This is a genomic window from Variovorax sp. GW821-FHT09B01, assembly GCF_059418345.1.
In genome coordinates this window covers 1-19,050 of sequence record NZ_JBWKPQ010000048.1, presented here as the reverse complement: position 1 = coordinate 19,050, position 19,050 = coordinate 1, and the positions used below count along the sequence as shown (strand labels likewise).

Annotated in this window: 18 protein-coding genes and 3 pseudogenes; 16 read left to right on the top strand and 5 right to left on the bottom strand. The window is 65.3% G+C overall.

Annotated elements, in window-relative coordinates; all coding sequences use genetic code 11:
- The first annotated feature begins 170 nt into the window (after positions 1-170).
- The 3 genes and pseudogenes from AC07RV_RS45530 to AC07RV_RS45520 all read left to right on the top strand — a co-directional run bounded on the left by AC07RV_RS45530 (position 171) and on the right by AC07RV_RS45520 (position 3,392).
- On the top strand, positions 171-995 hold the full coding sequence (locus AC07RV_RS45530) for a DUF932 domain-containing protein (RefSeq protein ID WP_043371975.1): 825 nt from the start codon (positions 171-173) through the stop codon (positions 993-995).
- A 65-nt stretch (positions 996-1,060) separates the two neighbouring features.
- Positions 1,061-3,123: pseudogene (locus tag AC07RV_RS45525) on the top strand (ParB/RepB/Spo0J family partition protein).
- An 89-nt stretch (positions 3,124-3,212) separates the two neighbouring features.
- Complete coding sequence (locus AC07RV_RS45520; RefSeq protein WP_043371977.1) at positions 3,213-3,392, top strand: hypothetical protein; 180 nt, start codon at positions 3,213-3,215, stop codon at positions 3,390-3,392.
- A gap of 125 nt (positions 3,393-3,517) precedes the next feature.
- Here AC07RV_RS45520 and AC07RV_RS45515 read toward each other — a convergent pair whose 3' ends face one another.
- Positions 3,518-3,952 (bottom strand): DUF6841 family protein, encoded by a 435-nt coding sequence (locus AC07RV_RS45515; protein ID WP_043376309.1) that lies wholly within the window; start codon positions 3,950-3,952, stop codon positions 3,518-3,520.
- A gap of 837 nt (positions 3,953-4,789) precedes the next feature.
- Between AC07RV_RS45515 and AC07RV_RS45510 the strand changes: the two genes are divergently transcribed.
- A complete protein-coding gene (locus tag AC07RV_RS45510) occupies positions 4,790-5,104 on the top strand; it encodes a DUF736 domain-containing protein (protein WP_183027586.1) in 315 nt (104 codons plus the stop codon).
- A gap of 364 nt (positions 5,105-5,468) precedes the next feature.
- Here the strand turns inward: AC07RV_RS45510 and AC07RV_RS45505 are convergent, their stop codons facing one another.
- A complete protein-coding gene (locus AC07RV_RS45505) occupies positions 5,469-5,759 on the bottom strand; it encodes a helix-turn-helix domain-containing protein (protein WP_043376311.1) in 291 nt (96 codons plus the stop codon).
- Positions 5,760-6,022: 263 nt separating this feature from the next.
- Between AC07RV_RS45505 and AC07RV_RS45500 the strand changes: the two genes are divergently transcribed.
- From AC07RV_RS45500 to AC07RV_RS45445, 12 genes and pseudogenes are all read left to right on the top strand, one after another.
- Positions 6,023-6,373, top strand: coding sequence for a DUF2958 domain-containing protein (locus AC07RV_RS45500; RefSeq protein ID WP_043371981.1), 351 nt, complete (start codon positions 6,023-6,025; stop codon positions 6,371-6,373).
- A 341-nt stretch (positions 6,374-6,714) separates the two neighbouring features.
- On the top strand, positions 6,715-7,491 hold the full coding sequence (locus AC07RV_RS45495) for a DUF2285 domain-containing protein (RefSeq protein ID WP_043371984.1): 777 nt from the start codon (positions 6,715-6,717) through the stop codon (positions 7,489-7,491).
- 83 nt (positions 7,492-7,574) lie between these two features.
- A complete protein-coding gene (locus AC07RV_RS45490) occupies positions 7,575-7,856 on the top strand; it encodes a helix-turn-helix transcriptional regulator (RefSeq protein WP_043376313.1) in 282 nt (93 codons plus the stop codon).
- Between the two features lie 26 nt (positions 7,857-7,882).
- Positions 7,883-8,716, top strand: coding sequence for a replication initiator protein A (locus AC07RV_RS45485; RefSeq protein ID WP_154163145.1), 834 nt, complete (start codon positions 7,883-7,885; stop codon positions 8,714-8,716).
- Positions 8,717-9,005: 289 nt separating this feature from the next.
- A complete protein-coding gene (gene parA, locus AC07RV_RS45480; RefSeq protein WP_043376318.1) occupies positions 9,006-9,644 on the top strand; it encodes a ParA family partition ATPase in 639 nt (212 codons plus the stop codon).
- The gene (locus tag AC07RV_RS45475) at positions 9,641-9,925 is read left to right on the top strand and encodes a hypothetical protein (RefSeq protein WP_043376321.1); all 285 of its coding nucleotides are present in this window, start codon (positions 9,641-9,643) and stop codon (positions 9,923-9,925) included. The genes parA and AC07RV_RS45475 overlap by 4 nt, the downstream gene beginning before the upstream one ends.
- Entirely contained in the window at positions 9,922-10,455 is a 534-nt protein-coding gene (locus AC07RV_RS45470) for a DUF2840 domain-containing protein (RefSeq protein WP_043371986.1), read from the top strand. Before AC07RV_RS45475 ends, AC07RV_RS45470 begins: the two co-directional genes overlap by 4 nt.
- Positions 10,452-11,051 (top strand): S26 family signal peptidase, encoded by a 600-nt coding sequence (locus AC07RV_RS45465; RefSeq protein WP_296787190.1) that lies wholly within the window; start codon positions 10,452-10,454, stop codon positions 11,049-11,051. Before AC07RV_RS45470 ends, AC07RV_RS45465 begins: the two co-directional genes overlap by 4 nt.
- 448 nt (positions 11,052-11,499) lie before the next feature.
- Positions 11,500-13,485 (top strand): annotated as a pseudogene (locus tag AC07RV_RS45460) (relaxase/mobilization nuclease domain-containing protein).
- A gap of 215 nt (positions 13,486-13,700) precedes the next feature.
- Positions 13,701-15,044, top strand: coding sequence for a ferredoxin reductase family protein (locus AC07RV_RS45455; protein ID WP_492716558.1), 1,344 nt, complete (start codon positions 13,701-13,703; stop codon positions 15,042-15,044).
- 14 nt (positions 15,045-15,058) lie between these two features.
- Positions 15,059-15,724, top strand: coding sequence for a response regulator transcription factor (locus AC07RV_RS45450; protein WP_021028156.1), 666 nt, complete (start codon positions 15,059-15,061; stop codon positions 15,722-15,724).
- A 3-nt stretch (positions 15,725-15,727) separates the two neighbouring features.
- Complete coding sequence (locus tag AC07RV_RS45445; RefSeq protein ID WP_492716561.1) at positions 15,728-17,140, top strand: sensor histidine kinase; 1,413 nt, start codon at positions 15,728-15,730, stop codon at positions 17,138-17,140.
- A 13-nt stretch (positions 17,141-17,153) separates the two neighbouring features.
- On the opposite strand, the gene AC07RV_RS45440 is transcribed toward AC07RV_RS45445, so the two are convergent.
- The 3 genes and pseudogenes from AC07RV_RS45440 to AC07RV_RS45430 all read right to left on the bottom strand — a co-directional run.
- Positions 17,154-17,861: a VIT1/CCC1 transporter family protein gene (locus tag AC07RV_RS45440; RefSeq protein WP_164170537.1), complete on the bottom strand. Its 708-nt coding sequence runs from the start codon at positions 17,859-17,861 to the stop codon at positions 17,154-17,156.
- A gap of 41 nt (positions 17,862-17,902) precedes the next feature.
- Positions 17,903-18,454, bottom strand: coding sequence for a cytochrome b (locus tag AC07RV_RS45435; protein ID WP_492716564.1), 552 nt, complete (start codon positions 18,452-18,454; stop codon positions 17,903-17,905).
- 250 nt (positions 18,455-18,704) lie between these two features.
- Positions 18,705-18,980: pseudogene (locus tag AC07RV_RS45430) on the bottom strand (integrase core domain-containing protein); the annotation flags it as partial.
- Between the last annotated feature and the right edge of the window lie 70 nt (positions 18,981-19,050).

Here is a 19,050-nt window from a genome sequence, read left to right as displayed (position 1 = left end):
GGCCCCCGTCCGCGCGCTCCTGACCGTCGCGGGCGATGAACTCAGGAAAGACGGTGGCAACAGGGCCAACCGGGTTCTTCGTGCCGACCGCACCGAACAGCCGAAAGGCTGGGCTCCGAATCTAGGAATCCGGTGTGCGGTTTCTTCAACAGCCAAGTCAGGAGAAAGACATGCTTGCAACCCGTTTCGCTTCCCACTCCCCAGCATTGCGCAGCGACTACCCGCTGTCCGATGACCAGATTCGTAGGGTGGCCCCGTCCATCTTCGCGGACGCGCCACATGAAAGCCGTTCCGAGCGGTACAGCTACATCCCCACCGCAGCCGTGCTGACCGAGCTGCGCAAGGAGGGGTTTCAGCCCTTCATGGTGACGCAGACCCGCGTGCGCGATGAAGGCAAGCGCGAACACACCAAACACATGATTCGCCTGCGCCACGCCAGCCAGATCAACGGCGCAGAGGCTAACGAAATCGTGCTGCTGAACTCGCACGACGGCACCAGCAGCTATCAGATGCTGGCCGGAATGTTCCGTTTCGTGTGCAGCAATGGCCTTGTTTGCGGCGACACCGTGGCGGACGTGCGCGTACCCCACAAAGGCGACGTGGCCGGTTCCGTTATCGAAGGCGCTTTCGAGGTGTTGAGCGGCTTCGAGCGCGTGAAGGAATCCCGCGACCTGATGCGCGGCATCACCTTGGACGATGGCGAATCCGAAGTGTTCGCCCGCGCCGCGCTTTCCCTCAAGTACGACGACCCGGACAAGCCCGCGCCCATCACCGAATCGCAAATCTTGATACCGCGCCGGTTCGACGACCGCCGTCCCGACCTGTGGAGCGTGTTCAACCGCACGCAGGAGAACTTGACCAAGGGCGGATTGCATGGCCGCAGCGCCAACGGACGCCGCCAGCGCACCCGCCCCGTGCAGGGCATTGATTCCGATGTGCGCCTCAATCGCGCCCTGTGGCTGCTGGCCGATGGCATGCGCCAGCTCAAGGCTTGAGCCGTTCCCCCGCCGGAGGGGCGGTTCCCCTCCATTCCTTTGTTTCACTTGACTGGAGATACACCATGAACGCCGTTACCCAAACCGAAGCCCGTGCCATCCAAGCCCCTGCGCTGGAAGCCGCCGACCCGACCAAGAACCTGATTCTGGTTCCGCTGTCGCGGCTGGTGCTGCGCCCCACGGGTCGCAATGTGCGCAAGACCCCGCACATGTCCATCCACGAACTGGCCGCGAGCATTCAGCGCGTGGGCTTGCTGCAAAATCTGATCGTGATTGCATCCGCCGATGGCGAGCATTACGAAGTCGTGGCCGGTGGCCGTCGCCTCGCAGCCCTCAAGCTGCTGGCGAAGAAACACCGCATCCCGAAGGAGTGGGCGGTGCCTTGCCTGCTGGTGGCCGATGGCACGGCCCGCACCGCCAGTCTCACCGAGAACGTGCAGCGCGAAGCCATGCACCCGGCAGACCAGTTTGAAGCCTTCGCGGCGCTGGTGGCCGAAGGCCGCCCCATCGAGGACATTGCGGCGGATTTCTCCGTCACGCCGCTGGTGGTGCAGCGCCGCTTGAAGCTGGCGAATGTTTCGCCGCGCTTGATGGCCGACTATCGGGCCGATGCCGTGAGCCTTGACCAGTTGATGGCGCTGTCCATCACCGACGACCACGCCGCGCAGGAAAGCGCCTTCTACGACGCGCCGACATGGCAGCGCGGCCCCTCCGCGCTGCGCGAACGCCTGACCGAGCGGGAAATCGACGCCTACCGGCATCCGCTGGTGCGCTTCGTCGGGCTGGACACCTACGAGGCCGCAGGCGGTGGCGTGCGCCGTGACCTGTTCGCGGAAGGCGATACGGGCGTGTATCTCGCCGACGCCGCGCTGTTGGAACGGCTGGCGCAAGACCGGCTGGCAGGCATCGCCGCCGCTGTCCGCGCCGAGGGTTGGGCATGGGTGGATGCCACGCCGGGCGTGACCCATACCGATCTGCACGCTTTTCAGCGTGCGCCGAGGGAACGGCGCGAGCCGAACAAGCGTGAGGCGCAGCGCATCGAAAAGCTGCAAGCCAAGATGCACGAACTGGCGAAGCGGTGGATGCCGCAATGGACGCCGAGGACGAGGACAAGGCAGACGCCTTGCAGGAGGAAGGAGAAGCCTTGGGCGAGCAGTTGCAGGCAATGGAAGATGGTTTGCAAGGGTATGCCCCGAGCGTGAAGGCCGCAGCCGGTGCCATCGTCACCATCGACCGCAACGGTGAGGCCGTGGTTCATCGTGGGCTGCTGCGCGAAGCGGAAGCGAAAGCACTTCGCACGCTGGAGAAGCTGCGCCAAGGTTTCGGCAGCGTGGAAGGCGAAGCCGAGAGCGGCAACGAAACTGAGGACGACGAGCAGCCCAAGACCGCCGCCATGTCCGATCGGCTGGCGCAGCGGTTGAGCGCCCACCGTACCGCCGCGCTGCAAATCGAAGTCGCCCGGCATCCGCAAACCGCGTTGGCTGCTGTGGTGCATAGCATGGTGCAGACCGTCTTGCAGGAACGCCACTACGGCCACGGCTTACCGCTGGGAGTAAGCCTGAAAGTGCAAGACCGGCTGGAAGGCATGGCCCCGGACTGGCCGGAATCCCCTGCGGCCGTGGCGCTGCGCGAACTGCAACAGGTGGTGGGCGAAGCCTTGCCGGAGGACAGCGCCGAACTGTTCGCCGCGCTGCTGGCGAAGCCGCAAGATGAACTGGTGCGGCTGCTGGCGGTATGCGTGGCCTCCACGGTGGACGTGGTAACGCTTCGCACCACGCAGCGCCAGCCCGGCGGGGAACTGGCGCAGGCCGTGGGCTTCGACATGGCCGCATGGTGGACGCCGACCGCAGAAGGCTACTTCAAGCACGTTTCCAAGGCCGTGATTCTGGATGCCGTGGGCGAGTACGCGCCGGAGCACGTCACCCGGCTGGCGAAGTTGAAGAAGGCCGACATTGCCAGCGAGGCCGAACGGCTGGCGGATGGCACGGGCTGGATGCCCGCCATCTTCAAGGCCGAAGGCCCGCAGCAGGCAGCGCAGGAAAGCGCGCAGGAAGAAGGCCCGGAGCAGGACGCCCCGCAGGATGCCGAGGCAATGGCGGATGAACCCGCCGTGGCGCTGGCCGCTTGACCCGCGCCGAAGGCAAGCGCCCCGGCTTCAACCGGGGCGCTTCGCAGGAAGGAGAAGCTCCATGAACCATACCACGACCCCCCCCGCGCATGGTGGCGATCTATGGCCCCGGCACGGTGCGCGCCCGCCGCTGGCACGGCGCAGGCGACGTGCGCGGCTACCATCCGCCTTCGGGCTGGACGGCCCGCGCTGACCTCACCGACATTCATCCCATCACGGGCCGCACCTTGCCGCGTGCCGTGTGGTGGCTCATCGAGACGAAGGAATGACGCCGGCACTGGCCCCAGCGTTTCGCGCTGGGGCCGGTGGATTCAAAAATCCGGGCGCGGCAGTGGCCGCGCCCGGTGTTGAAGGCCAACAGCCGGTTCAGAGCGCCGCCGCCTTCGCGGCGGCGTCAGACGATGCCGTGCTGCCTCAACAGCGCCTGTTCATCGCCTGATACCCAGCCGAATATCTTGGGTTCGCCGTCAAGCTGCTGCACGAGGTAGTGAACGTCGAAGTCGATGGACACGTCCGAGGTTGCGCCCCGGTCATAGGTCGCCGTCCAGGCGACGTGTGCAAGGCAATGGTGTTCGTCGATGGGGTCGATGCGAACACCGCGCAGAACCATATCCTTTTTGCCGAGCTGGCGGTAACGCTCGAATCCTTGGCTCATGACCTGTTTCAGTTGCTTGTCGTTCTGGCCGGCCATGACACCGGCCGGCGAGGCAGCGATGAAAGCTGTGGCATAGGACGAGGCGACTTGCTCCATGTCCGCTTCGTTTTTCAGGCCTTGGCGGAAGAAGTCCTGGTATCGCTTGAAGAACTCATGGATGAACTTTTCTTCCATCGGTGCTCCCTGGTTTTGGGCCATCGCTGTTCATGCCCATCATGGTAGAGCGTGTCGGCGCAATGCGCCGCCGGGCTTTCGGGCTGCGCCCCGTGCCGTCTTTGCCGTCACGGCCATTCGGCTTCAATCCCTCACGCCTTCGCGCCTGCGGCGCTGCGCACTGCGCTTGCCTCCAGGGGAAAGCCCTGCGGGCTATCCCCGCCGCGCGATGCTTGGCGCCCCTCGATGCCGCCGAACCGGCTGCGCCGGATCGGCCCGGCCAGCGCCCCGTCGCAGCGGACATGGCGTGGCTGATGCGCTTGGGCTTGCTGCGGCAGGTTGTACGAAAGCGTGCCGTCCCCGACGCTGGCAGTTCGTTGTCTGCGTGTGTCACGAAGGATGGTTCACGGACACGCCGCCCGGCCTTGTGGGGAGCTTCCGCACCGCGCTTGCAGCAGGGCCGCCGCAAGGTGCAGGGGCGCATTCCTCCTGTCGTTGGGGATGGGCCTTGGCTTCATGTCAGGGGGCGTGCCGGTGAAACCTTTGCGCAGGGATGCCGAGTCGGCCATGTCTCCTTTCGGATTGGGAGGGGGCGGCCCAAGGCGTCCTTGTGTTGTTGTGAATCCTGGCGGTGGCGCGGCTGCGCCTCGGGCTTCATGGCTGCAACCGTCCGGCGAAAACAGTTTCCCCTGCTTTGTCACTGCGTTCGGCGCATTCCTCGCGGGACAAATTGTTGTCGCCTCCCGGCCCTCCACTGCGTTGCGGCCGCAAGCGGTGCAGCCAGCCCGTCCCCCGCCGTCCGGATCACAACAAGGACGCGATGGGCGCGAACCTTGTTCAACCGTAAGGAGATTCATCATGGCAACCATCGGCACCTTCACCGCGGACAAAGACGGCTTCACCGGCGCGCTGCGCACCCTGACCCTCAACGTCAAGGCCAAGCTGGTTCCCAATGACAAGGGGGACAACGAACACGCCCCCGATTACCGCGTGCAGGCGGCGGGCTTCGACATCGGCGCGGCGTGGAAGAAAGTCAGCAAGGCCGAGCGGCCCTACGTGTCCGTGACCCTCGACGATCCTTCGTTCCCGGCAACGGTCTATGCCCGGCTGATCGAGGAAGAGGACGGCACGCACACGCTGATCTGGTCGCGCAGCAAGCCCCAGGCGGCCTGACGGCCGCAACGCCCCGCCCACTGCGGCGGGGCGCTGTGCTGCTTTCGCAGCGCTGCATGGAAGCCCAATCATTGCGGGAGCGTGCTCTCACTGTTGGGCTGCTTCTGTCTGGATGTGGTGAGTCTGAGGCTGCAGGAATGGCCGGGCGTGTCGGTGCCTTGCACCGCCGGGCTTTTCGGGCTGCGCCCCGTGCCGACTTCGCCGTCACGGCCATTCGGCTCCAATCCCTCACGCCTTCGCGCCTGCGGCGCTGCGCGCTCCGCTTGCCTCCGGGGGAAAGCCCTGCGGGCTATCCCCGCCGCGCAGGGCTTGGCGCCCCTCGATGCCGCCGAACCGGCGTGCGCCGGATCGGCCCGGCCAGCGCCTACGGCTGCGCCGCTGTGAGCTGGCCTTCCGTCGCGGTCATCAGCACCGCCGTGCTGCATTCAAGCGCGCTGGCGATCTTGAAGATGATGGCCAGCGTGGGCATGTGCTCGCCGCGCTCGACCTTGCCCATGTGGGAACGCTCGACGCCAGCCAGGTGCGCCAGTGATTCCTGCGCGATGCCGCGCTCCATCCGCAGCGCACGCACCGCCGCGCCGAAGGCGTGAGCCAACTCGGCGTCATGGGTGGTGGAGCCGGCCGGTCGGCCGCGCTGAACGGATCGCTTCTGCATGGACAGAAGCGTCAAGTCGCAGCACAATTAAAACCACGTTATCTTTAACTCTTTCATGCCATTGGCCGTATTCGTGCTTTTACGGAAATCCGCTTTTGCGGATTCCGCCAAAACCGGAGAACCGCCATCGTGTCTTTCCAGATTTCTACAATTCCGCTTTTGCGCTTCCGTACTTCCACGGCTTGGGTGGAATACGCCTCCGCGCTTCGACGTGGAAACGCAAAACCGGCTGGGCACTCCCATGTTGAAGCAGGAATACCGTGATGAACGCTCCCCTTGTCACCGATGAACAGCGCGCCGCGCTGCTGGTGAACGGGTGGCTTGCTGCCACTGGCGAACCGAACGACCCGTTGCCGGTCGTGCGGCTGTTCACGCCCGACGCGCACGCCACCTGGCTGCTCACCGCGCTCGATCCCACTGACGGCGATACGGCCTACGGCCTGATCGACCTGGGAATCAGCATGCCCGAGCTGGGCCGCGTGAAGCTGTCCGACCTCGCGTCCATCGTCGGGCCGAACAAGTTGCCCGTGATGCGGGATCGGTATTTCCAGGCGGTGCGCCCGCTGTCGGAATATCTGCGGCTGGCGCAAGAGAACGGTTCCATCGTCGATTGAACCGCCCACGCACCGGCGAAACCGGGCGTATTGAGACTATTTCAGTCTTATTCCAGACTCGCCAAGTCTCAATTGGCACTCATGCATCCAAGCCCTGCGCTTCTGCTTGAAAAAGTCACGATCTTTCACGCGGCTTGCGGCATGGTGTTTTGTGCCGCCGTGACATTTTTTGGCTCATGCGGCCGTCGCATTCGGACGGATTTCGCAATGCACCGGAGCCCATCGGTCTTGACTACCAATGGTTACAGCCTGCCCCGATTCTGATGATGTTTTGACCTTGATGCGATAGCTCCGCGTTTCTCGCCGTGGCGGCGTTCCTGAATTCGACAGGAGCTTTCGTCATGGTCGATCCTCACCATCTTGCGCACTGGTATCCCACCGCCGCCTACCTCTACGTCTTGTGGCTGGATGCGCTCGCGCTGGCCTGGGAGTACCTGCGCCGTCATCCCGATTACCGGCTCGACTGGCTGCGCCAGCATCGCCGGCCACAAGCCGCACAGCAGGCGGCGCATCGCTGGGGCTTGCGCCTGTTGGAAGACCCGGCCTTGGATGCGCGCGACGCGCATCCGGCTTGGCTGCCCGGCCATGCCGGCGTGGTGCAGCTCTATCCCGATGCCGATCCGCCGTCCGACGCTGTGACCTTCGCGTTCTGGCGTATCCCCGGCCACAAGCAGCTGCTGCATGACGGCAAAGGGCTGGCGCTGATCGCGCTCCGCCCCGGCCAGTGCCTGCGCTTCGTGCTGGCGCATGGCCTGGAAGACGGCATGGCCGTGGCCTATGCCCATCGCGGCGGCGCTACCGCACCTGCGCGCGGTCATGTGCCTGGCGCAGCCCTGGCCGATACCAAGCCCAGGCCAACGCCTGCCGCGCTGCTGGAGTTGCACACCCTACAGGCGCTTGACGCGACCCTGGCGGGCGCGTCCTTGCGCGAGGTGGCCGAAGGACTGTTCGGTGCAGATACCGTGGCCGCTGACTGGCACGCCGATGGCGACCTGCGCGCCCGCGTGCGGCGTCTGGCACGGCGCGGCGATGCGTTGATGCGCGGCGGCTACCGCCGACTAGCACAGCTTCCGCCGTTTGAGAAGGGACGTTTTGAAGGGGACGCAAAACGTCCCTGAGCAGGAGAGCTTCGTTTTCTGAGACTGCCTCCATCCGGTTGCGCTGTGTGGCCGGAGCTTCAAAACCGATGGAGGTTCACACCATGCGTCCCGCTCCCTTGCGGCCTGCCGCCACTGTCTCGACCGCTGCCGCGCAGCCGCAGCGTTATCTCACCAACGACGAAGCCGCCGAGTACCTGCGGCTGTCGCCGCGCACGCTGGAGAAGCAGCGCGTGATCGGCGGCGGCCCGCGCTTTCGCAAGTTCGGCCGGCGCGTCATGTACGCCGTGGCCGACCTCGATGCCTGGGCGGCCGACCGCAGCTTCGAGACCACTTCCGATCCCGAGTACGCCGAGCACCATGCGGCGGACAGCCGTGCGCGCTGATCGGCGGTGCGCGGGTGGGCTTCGCCATGTCCAAACCCTCGCAGGAACGCGAACAGCTCGATCTGTTCCGCGCCCTGCCGGGCGACATGGCGCCGCGCGACAGCCAGGATTTGATGGCCTTTCCGTTCTTCTCGCTGGCGAAGTCGCGGCGCACGGCGCCGATCGACTTCCGCGCCAGCGGCATCACGATCCGCGTGGAGGGCACGCAGGAACACGGCATCGCCACGATCTGGGACGCGGACGTGCTGATCTGGGCGGCCTCGCAGATCGTGGAAGCCCGCGACGCGGGGCTGCGCGCGTCACGACTCATGCAGGCAACGCCCTACGAGATCCTGCGCTTCATCGGGCGCGGTACGTCGCTGCGCGACTACCAGCGCCTCAAAGCGGCCTTGGACCGCCTGCAATCGACCACGGTGGCCACGTCCATTCGCGAGACGACCGGGCGGCGCCTGCACCGCTTCTCGTGGATCAACGAGTGGAAGGAGCTGGCCGATGCCAGCGGTACGCCGCTGGGCATCGAACTGATCCTGCCGGACTGGTTCTATGGGGGCGTGCTGGATGCGGCACTGGTGCTGACCATCGACCCGGCGTACTTCCGGCTGACGGGTGGCATCGAGCGATGGCTGTACCGCCTGGTGCGCAAGCATGGTGGACGGCAGCCGGGCGGCTGGCAGTTCGATTTCCAGCACCTGTATCGCAAATCGGGCAGCGTGGCGCGGTACTACGACTTCGCCGCCGACCTGCGGGCGCTGGTGGCGCGGCAAACCTTGCCCGGCTACCAGTTGGGAATCGAGTACGTATCCGGGATTTCCTCGCCGCTGCTGACGTTCCGGCCCGTGCCGCAAACGGCACGGGGATAACTACGGCAAAGCCTGTGGATGGGCTCGTGCTATCAGGCAACAAAGGTATCGTGCTATCAGGCAACGAATCCTCGTGCTATCAGGCAACAAAATCGGCCGCAAACCCGCGCCAGCATTGGGATTGCGCGTCCTCTAACTTCCCTAACTTAATTTCTCTAACTTTTAGTAGGGAAACGCCGCTGCGGTGGACAACCACCACGCGGCCACAAACGGCAGGCAAAACCAGCCACCAGCCGACAGGTTTTGCAGGCCGATCAATGCAAGGCTTTCCAGCATGGAGGGCCGCGCCATGATCGTCGCTCTGCTCAACCAGAAAGGCGGCGTGGGCAAGACCACGCTCGCCACACACATCGCCGGCGAGCTGGCGATGCGCGGCCAGCACGTCGTCCTGCTGGACGCCGACCCGCAGGGTTCATCGCTGGACTGGACACAGCGCAGAAGCCAGCAGGGTTTGCCAAGGTTGTTCAGCGCCGTGGGCCTGGCACGCGAAACGCTGCATCAGGAAGCACCAGAACTCGCCAGGCGGGCCGATCACGTCGTCATCGACGGCCCGCCACGCATCGCGGCACTGGCGCGCTCCGCGCTGCTGGCGGCCGAGCGCGTGCTGATCCCCGTGCAACCCAGCCCCTACGACCTGTGGGCCAGCGCCGAGATGGTGGCGCTGATCCGCGAGGCCCAGGTGTTCCGGCCTGCGCTGCGCGCGGCCTTCGTCATCAACCGGCGCGTCAGCACCACGATCATCGGGCGCGAGGCGCGGCAGTCGCTGGCCGACCAACCGCTGCCGGCGCTGCGCGCCGAGGTTCGCCAGCGCATCGTCTTCGCCGACAGCGTGGCCGCCGGTCGGCTCGCACGCGAGACGGCGCCGGACAGCGCCGCCGCGCGTGAAATCACCGCGCTGGTGGACGAACTGCTGCGGTGGCCGACATGACCGAGAAGCCGCCACCGAACAGCAGACGCACGGCAAAGCGCGTCGGCATCGGCGCGCGTCCGCCCGCGAATCCGCACGCCGAGGCGTGGATTCGCCAAGGCGACGCCGATGCGCTCAACAAGGGCGACCTCTACACCGCCCGCCTGACCCTCGACATCACGCCCGCGCTGCGCGCGCGCATCAAGGTGTCGGCCTTCACGCAAGGCGTGACCGTGGCCGATCTGCTGCGGGGCCTGCTGGAGCGGGAGTTTCCCGAGCATCGCAGGGAGAACACCCCATGACCGCATCCGCTTCGCCTGCCGCTGGCGCGGCTACGGCTGCGCTCGCAGCTCCTTCCGGCCATCCTGCCAGGGCGCCGCTGACGCGCGTGGCACTGGCCTACATCGAACCGCGCTTCAAGCTCTACCTGCGCTTCGGCGAACCTGCGCGCACGCACCAGCTCGACCGCTGGCGGCGCTGCGCCGTGTTCCTGCCGGGCGCGATGTTGTGCCGCATCCGCTGGCAGGCCAACGACTACGGCACGATCCGCTGGCAGCTCATGGTGATGCAGGCTTGCACGCCGCTCGATGCGGCGCAGCGCATTCCCGGCGTGCAGCCGGGCGCACGCCTGCTGCTGCACGCCGAGGGCGAGAATCAGGTGCGCGCCGTGCTGGAGCGCATCGACGCCATCGAGGCGCTGGGCATCGCACCTGTCGGTGCCTCGCCCGCGTACTGGCGCACGCTCGCCAACCGGCTCGCTGCGCGCCTGCCGCTGCCCGAATACACCGCCGAGCGGCACGCCGCCTGGCTGACCGGGAGGGCCCTGCCATGACGCTTCCATCCGCCGTTGCCGGTGCAGCGGGCATTCCGCCGCGTCCTCACTCGCGCCTGCGCGCTCGCATCGTGCTGGCGGGCCTGTCCGCCTGCGGCCTCGCTGCGCCGGCCTGGGCGTCCTTCGTGCATCCGCTGCCGCGCCTGATCTACAACCCGTCCGACAGCGTGGCGGTCGGCTGGTATCGCGTCGATCCGCAGGGCCACGGCACCGACTCGCTGCCACGTCCTTTGTCCGTGGGCAGCATCGTCCTGACCACGCTGCCGCCAGATGCCGCCGCGCTGGCCGCGCAGCGCGGCTACCTGCCGGCGCGCGTGCCGCTGCTCAAGCGCGTGGGCGCCGTCGCGCCGCAGGAAGTGTGCATCGCTGGCGACATTGTCCGCATCGACGGCGTGCCTTCGGCCGCCGTGCTGCCTGCCGACCGCTGGGGCCGGCCTCTGCCATCCTGGCAGCAATGCCGCCGCCTTGAACCCGGCGAACTGTTCTTGCTCAGTGTGACCAACCCTGCATCGTTCGACAGCCGGTATTTCGGGCCGGTCAGCGCATCCGCCGTGATCGGCGTCGCGCATCCGGTCTGGCTGGAGTCCCGCCCATGATGGCCGCCGACTCGCTGCACGTCGCCGTGCATCTCATCGTGCCATCGGGCGTGTCGTTCTGCCGTTCGTCGCCGTGTCGTCGCGCGTGCAGTGCGAGCGCATTCGCGCCGCACTTCGCGTTGCCTTCGGCGCAGCCATCCAACGTGCAGGCGTCTTGCCTCGAACGCGCCCGGCCTGCGGCCGTGTCCGCGTTCGCCGGCGCGCTGGCTGCTCGCGCAGCAGCGCCGCCGGGCCGCCGCTGCCCGGAGCGCCAGCGAGGGGCAAAGGCGGAAGGCAAGACAAAAGGACGCGGCACTGCGCCGCGTCGAAAGCCAGTCTGCACGTGGGGGTGGCGCGGCACGCAGCGGCTTCGCCGCCGTGCCGCGTGGGGCGCGAGGCCCGCGCCGATGCAGGCATGTCCGCGTGCTTCGCACGACCGGACACGCCAGAGCTTGCAAGGAGCGCAGCCATGACCGACCGCCGCGACGACGATTTCCGGGTGTGCCCCAGCGCCCCGAAGAACCGGGGCCAGGGCCAGAGCCAGAGCTTCGTTTCCAAGGTACTCAAACAGGCAGGCAAGGCCAGCGGCGGCAAGTCCTCGGTGCGCCGTCAAGCATCGGCGCGTGGCACCGGCCAGCGGCCCGGTTCACGCCTGGGGCGCGGCCATACAGCGGCGCGCTTCGCGGGGGCGCAGCTGACGCCCTTATCGCGGCGCGTGACCATCAAGACCCTGCTGGTCAACCAGCGCCAGGCCAGCCCGCAGTCGCTCGCCAAGCACCTGCGCTACATCGAGCGCGATGGCGTGGGCCGCGATGGTGAACCGGGCCAAGCCTATGGGCCGCAGACCGATGCCGCTGACCTCGACGCCTTCAAGGAACGTTGCGTCGATGACCGGCACCATTTCCGCTTCATTCTCTCGCCAGAGGATGGCGCGGAACTCGAAGACCTGCGCACCTACACGCGGCACCTCATGGGCCGCATGGAAGCCGACCTGGGCACGGGCCTCGATTGGGTGGCCGTCAACCACTGGAACACCGACAACCCGCACACGCACATCGTCGTGCGCGGGCGCGACGACACCGGCAAAGACCTCATCATCGCGGGCGACTACATCGCCGATGGCTTCCGCCATCGCGCCGCCGAGCTGGCGACCGAATGGCTGGGGCCGCGCACCGAGCTGGAGATCCAGCAGACCTTGCAGCGCGAGGTGGATCAAGAGCGGTGGACGAGCCTGGATCGCACCCTGCAACGCGAGGCCGGCGAGGGCGGCCGAGTGCAGATCGAACGCTTCAACGAGCCGCGACTGCAACGCCAGCGCCTGTTGCTGGTTGGCCGGCTGCAACGCTTGCAGAGCCTGGGCCTCGCCGACGAGATGCAGCCGGGCACCTGGGCCGTCCATGCCGACGCGGAAAAGACCCTGCGCGCGCTGGGCGAGCGTGGCGACATCGTCCGCACCATGCAGCGGGCCATGCGCGGCGAGCCGCGCGAGCTGGCGGTATTCGAGCCGGGTGACGATGGCCGAACCATCCTCGGCCGCGTGGCCGCGAAGGGGCTGGCCGACGAACTGCGCGACCGGGGCTATCTGGTCATCGACGGGGTGGACGGCAAGGCCCACTAAGTCGCGCTCAACGCCCGCGACGAGCTGGCGAACTATCCGACCGGCGCCGTGGTGGAGGTGAAGGGATCGGCCGACGTGCGCGCGGCCGACAGGAACATCGCCGCGCTGGCGAGCGATGGGCTGTACCGCACCGATCATCACCTCGCCATCGCGCAGGGTCAGGGCGTGCCCGGCCGCGATCCGCAGGAAGTCGTCGCGGCCCACATCCGCCGGCTCGAAGCCCTGCGCCGCGCCGGCATTGTGGAGCGCGTGGCCGAAGGGCTATGGAAGGTGCCAGGCGACCTGCCCGAACAGGGTCGCCGCTACGACGCGCAGCGCCTGAGCGGTGTGGCCGTGGAGCTGAAATCGCACCTGCCCATCGAGCGGCAGGCCCGAGTCGTTGGCGCGACCTGGCTGGATCAGCAGTTGATCGGCGGCGGCTCGGGCCTGGGCGACCTGGGCTTTGGCGCAGAGGCCAAACAGGCGATGCAGCAGCGCGCCGATTTCCTGGCCGAACAGGGACTGGCCGAGCGGCGCGGGCAGCGCGTGATCTTGGCGCGCAACCTGCTGGGCACGCTACGCAATCGGGAGCTGGCACAGGCCGCCAAGGACATCGCTGCGGAAACCGGCCTGGAGCATCGGCCGGTGGCCGATGGGCAGCGCGTGGCTGGCATCTACCGGCGCTCCGTCATGCTGGCCAGCGGGCGCTACGCGATGCTCGATGACGGCATGGGGTTCAGCCTGGTGCCGTGGAAACCGGTGATCGAGCAGCGAATGGGGCAGCAGCTTGCCGCGACGGTGCGCGGCGGCACGGTGTCATGGGAGATTGGGCGGCATCGGGGGCCAACCATTTCTTGAGTCAAGGTAATGCCACAAGCCGGTGGGAAAAATTAGATCCTATTTATTGATGGTTGATCAATCCAAAGCATTACCAAAGGTTGGGATGCCAGAATTAAAATTTTCTGTAATTTCGGATACATGGCCACATTCAAAGGCACGCTATCGCGTATCTGGATTGATGGCTTCAGACCAGTACCGCATGCGCCTTCCGCAGAATTTGGGGCAAATCCACGATGAAGAGAATAATTTGGACGTTCTGGTTTTTTGCGCTGGCATTGAGCGCTCTATGGCTTTTTACCGATACGCTCTGGCCTGCACAGTCCAACTACTTCGCCCTGCGAACGGTATGGATTCAATACAGCGGCGTACTGGCCATCGGCGCGATGTCTGTGGCGATGGTGCTGGCCACGCGCCCTGCGTGGCTGGAGCCCAGCTTGAACGGACTGGACAAGATGTACCGCCTGCACAAGTGGCTCGGCATCGCCGCTCTGGCCGCTGCGACAGTACACTGGCTGTGGGCGCAGGGTACCAAGTGGGCCGTAGGCTGGGGCTGGCTGACGCGCCCGGCGCGCAAGCCCCGCGCAGCGGCTGATTCAATGGGCTCCATTGAATCGGCGCTGCGTGGCTGGCGCGGACTGGCCGAGGACTTGGGCGAATGGGCCTTCTACGCCGTCGCGGTGCTACTGGTGCTGGCTTTGGTTAAGCGCTTTCCCTACCGGCCGTTCGCCAAGACACACCACTGGATGGCAGCGATCTACCTGGTGCTGGCCTTCCACACCTTGGTGCTTGTGCAGTTCTCCTATTGGGCGCAGCCCGTGGGCTGGGCTTTGGCTATGCTGCTGGCGAGCGGCACGGTATCGGCGGTGTGGGTACTGCTGGGCCGGGTCGGTGCGCAGCGCACCGCGCACGGTGTCATCGAATCGCTGCAGACCTACCCTGCGCTGAACGTGCTGGAAACCACCCTGCGGATGGAGCCGGGCTGGCCCGGCCACCGGCCCGGGCAGTTTGCCTTCGCCATGTCCAACCCGAAAGAAGGCCCGCATCCCTACACGCTGGCCTCAGCTTGGGTGCCGGAAAACCGGCGCATCACCTTCATCACCAAGGCGCTGGGCGACCACACCCGCCGGCTGCCGGAACGCCTACAAGTTGGCGACCGGGTGACGGTCGAGGGGCCTTACGGCTGCTTCACTTTCGACGACGGGCGTGCCCGCCAGATCTGGATCGGCGCCGGCATCGGCATCACCCCATTCATTGCGCGCATGAAGTATCTGGCGCAGCACAAAGGCCAAGACGCACGCCCCGTCGATTTGTTCCATCCGACGAGCGACGCTGATCCGCAGGCCATCGAGAAGCTTCGCGCCGACAGCCAGGCGGCCGGCGTTGCGCTACACCTGTTCATCGACAAGAAAGACGGTCGCCTGACGGGTGAGCGCCTGCGTGCCATGGTGCCGGGTTGGAAAGACGCCAGCGTCTGGTTCTGCGGCCCCACGGCCTTCGGCCGCGCGTTGCGCGCCGATCTGCTGGCCCAGGGGTTGGAGCCGGAAGCGTTCCACCAAGAGCTTTTCGAGATGCGCTGAATAGAAGAAAGCAAATGCGCATATTGATCGTGGAAGACTCGCAAACGCTGGCCGAAGCCCTGAGCCAGAGCCTTCAGTCGGAAGGCTATGCCTGCGATACAGCAGCCGATGGCGTGTCCGCGCTGAAGTTTCTTGCCAGCTACCGGTACGACGCCATCATTCTGGACTTGATGCTGCCCCGGCTGGACGGCTTTGGCGTGTTGCGCGCATTGAGCCGGGAGGCCCATACCGCACCGGTGTTGGTGCTCTCCGCGCGCGAACTGCTCGATGACCGGGTGCGGGCCTTGGATGCGGGTGCCGATGACTACCTGACAAAACCCTTCGAGCTGGCCGAGCTGCTGGCTCGCCTGCGGGCGCTGGTGCGGCGTCCGCCGCAACGGGACGTTCCAGTTCTGCGCCACGGCGATCTGGAGGTCGATCCGCGCTCGCGCACCGCAAGGTTCAAGGGCATGGATCTTGGGCTCACACCGAAGGAATATGGACTGCTCGACTTGCTGCTGCGTCGGCGCGGCGCCACGCTGTCGCGCCCGCAGATTTTTGAACATTTGTACGACAGCCGCAGCGATGCATCGGACAAGGTGGTAGAGGTGATCGTCAGCACCTTGCGAACCAAGCTTGCCCAGTGCGGCCTGGATGAACTGATCGTGACACGCCGTGGCTTCGGCTACATCCTGCCCTAAACGATGGTACGTCCCGATTCCGAAGCCCTTTCTGATGCGAGTCAAGGCGGATCCTGGTCCTTGCAGCGGCGGCTGGCTGCCAGCCTGGTGATTTGCATTGGAGGAACCTTCGCGATCCTGTTTCCCGTCCTCGACTACTGGATTGACCACGAAATCTACCGACGGATGGATACCACCCTGATGCAACGATCAGCGGCGGTGGGGCGCGTGCTGCAGGAGTTGGATGCGAGAAAGCTCGAAAGCCTCATGCCCGAATACGAGCCTGGCGGGCATACCGAGTTCTTCACGGTCTTTGATTCGCAGACCCACCGGACCTTGCTGCGTTCGCCCAGCAGTGCTGGGGCCGAGCTTGCACTTGGGCCACTGGAGCAAGGCACCCCGCGCTATTACGACGTGACACTCCCGGATGGCCACGCGGGCCGCGCGCTGGCGACGCGCATATCCGTGGCTGGCGAAAAGTCCCGGCTGCTGGTCGTGGCGACAGAACGCAGGGATTGGGATCAAACCGAGCGGCGCATCCACTTCACGCTCCTGGGCGGCATCGTGCTGGCGACGTTCCTGGCCACAGGCCTGGCGCTTCTCATGGTTCGGCGCATCGTAGTCATGCTGGAGCGCGTCGGCGTGCAACTGGCCGACCTGCGTTCGGATCGGCCGATTGCGCGGATCGGAGCGGACTTTCCCCGCGAACTGCGCCCGTTTGCCGAAGCCTTCAATCAGGGCTTGCATCACCTGTATGCGGCCATTGTCCGCGAGCGCCGCTTCTCCCGCGACGTGGCCCACGAGTTGCGCACGCCCCTGGCGGAAATCCGCATCAGCGCAGAAAGCGCTTTGATCGATGCCGACCCGGCCCGAATCCAGCGCGCCCTGAATGCAACGATCCAGGCCAGTTCACGCATGCAGCGCAGTGTGGACACTCTGCTGTTGTTGGCGCGGCTTGAGTCCGGTCAACACACACTGGCGCTGGATCCTCTGGATCTAACAGCTTTGCTGCAAGAGTTACTGGCGGGACTCAACGTCCAGCAAATGGCACCTAAGTCACCCATCCGCGTGACTTTGCCTGAATCGGCATGGGTGCAAAGCGATCAGGGCGTGATCGAACGCATCGTCTCCAACCTCTTGCGCAATGCCATCGAATACGCGCCCGAAGGCGACGACATTCAATGTCGGCTGGAGCGCGCGGCTTCCGGCTGGATGTTGACCATCGTCAACACAGCTCCCAATTTGCAGGCATCCGATCTGGATCAATTCGGCCTTCGCTTCTGGCGCAAGGATTCCGAAGGTGGCACGGCGCACCACGCCGGGCTGGGACTTGCACTGGCTCTGGCGCTCGCGCATGCCATAGACCTGCCGCTGGCGTTCTCACTGGACAACGGTCGGCTGTCCGCGCGGCTTGGCCCTTGGCCACCGCTGCTCTGACATTGACACAGATCTACACCGCAGTGCCGAACATGGCTCCCACGCCCGCTGTCACCGCCATGGCAAATGTGCCCCAGAACGCGACGCGCAGCGCACTTTTGAAGAGCGGCGTACCACCCACGGCAGCAGCCGCAGCGCCGAGCAGGGCCAGGAAGACAATCGCCGTCGCGACGGTCCAATAGAGCAGGCTCTGCTCCGGCGCCAACAGAACCACGGCCAGCGGCATGGCTGCACCCACGGCGAAGCTTCCAGCGGACGCCATAGCGGCTTGCAGCGGGCGAGCGCTCAAGGTTTCAGAAATGCCCAATTCATCGCGCGCGTGCGCGCCCAACGCATCATGCGCCATCAATTGCGTGGCGACCTGATCCGCGAGTCGATGATCCAGGCCACGCCGGACATAGATGGCCGTTAGTTCCCGATGCTCTGCTTCCGGACTGTTTTCCAGTTCATCACGTTCCCGCGCCAGATCCGCCTTCTCCGTATCAGCTTGTGAATAGACCGACACGAACTCGCCTGCAGCCATGGACATGGCACCGGCTACCAACCCCGCGATGGCCGTGGTCATGATGCTGGCATGGCTTGCATGGGCAGCAGCCACGCCTGCAACCAGGCTGGCCGTGGAAATGATGCCGTCATTGGCACCCAGAACAGCGGCGCGCAGCCATCCGATATGTTCAGTGCGGTGACTTTCAGGGTGGGCGCGGTGGTGAAATTTGGTCATTGGAGATTCGAATTCATATGAAGCAGCCTGAGGCCAGTAGGTCAGGGGCGTCGACCGGGAAGCATGCGAACCAGTGTGTTGTCACGCATGACGTAGTGGTGCAACAGCGCCGCCATCGCATGCAATCCGATCAAGACATAGCCCAATGTCGCCAGCGCCTCATGGACATCCTTGAGTTGGCGCGACAAAGCAACGTCGGTGCCGATCAGAGAGGGAATGGGCAAGCCAAACAGAACAATCGGCTTGCCCGCCGCACTCAAGGTGAGCCATCCGAGCAGCGGCATGGCGAGCATGAAGCTGTAGAGCGCATAGTGCATGACATCGGCGAGCGTGGCCTGCCAGCGTGGCATGGGTGGTTGGATCGCGGGCTTCACGCCCGCCTGGATGCGCACCCCGATACGGATCACGACGATCACCAGAACGCTGAGGCCCAGCAGGTAGTGCAAGGACTTCATGGCGTCTCTCAAGGCGCCCTTGGGTGCCAGTCCGCGCAGCTCCATGCTCGCATAGACCGCGATGATGAGAAGCACGGTCAGCCAATGCAGTCCTATGACCAAAGGACTGAAACGGTATTCGGAATTCCTGAAATTCATGGTGTATGGATGCGATGTTTGAGGTAGCAAAGGCGCACCGCTGGCATATCAGAGCAAGTTACTGATGAATCAGTTTATCGATTGCTTGCTGCTCAAAGCAGGCGTTTCGCCGAAATACATCGTACTGAGCAAATTTCGCTTTCTCCAAAGCCTTCTCAAAGCTTCATCGAAGAACATGAGCCGATCTTTTACAAGAGATCGACCGCATGTTTCGCCTCATTGGGCTGCTGCCGGTTTCGTGGACACCGGCCTAAGCTTTTTGAGCTTTCTCGAACTCTATCGGACTGACGTAGCCGAGCGTCGAATGACGACGCGTCGGGTTGTAGAACCGTTCGATGTAGTCGAACACGTCAGCACGAGCCTGCTCCCTGGATCGGTACACCTTCCTGGCCGTGCGCTCGGTCTTCAATGAGCTGAAGAAGCTCTCCATCGCCGAGTTGTCCCAGACCTCGCCCGCGCGGCTCATGCTGCAGGTGATGCCTTGCTCCTTGAGCAATTCCTGGAAGTGTTCGCTGGTGTATTGGGTGGATTCAACCGGTCGTCGCAACACGGATTACGCGGCGGATTTTAGGTAGTCGTTAAGCGCCTCCGCGGGA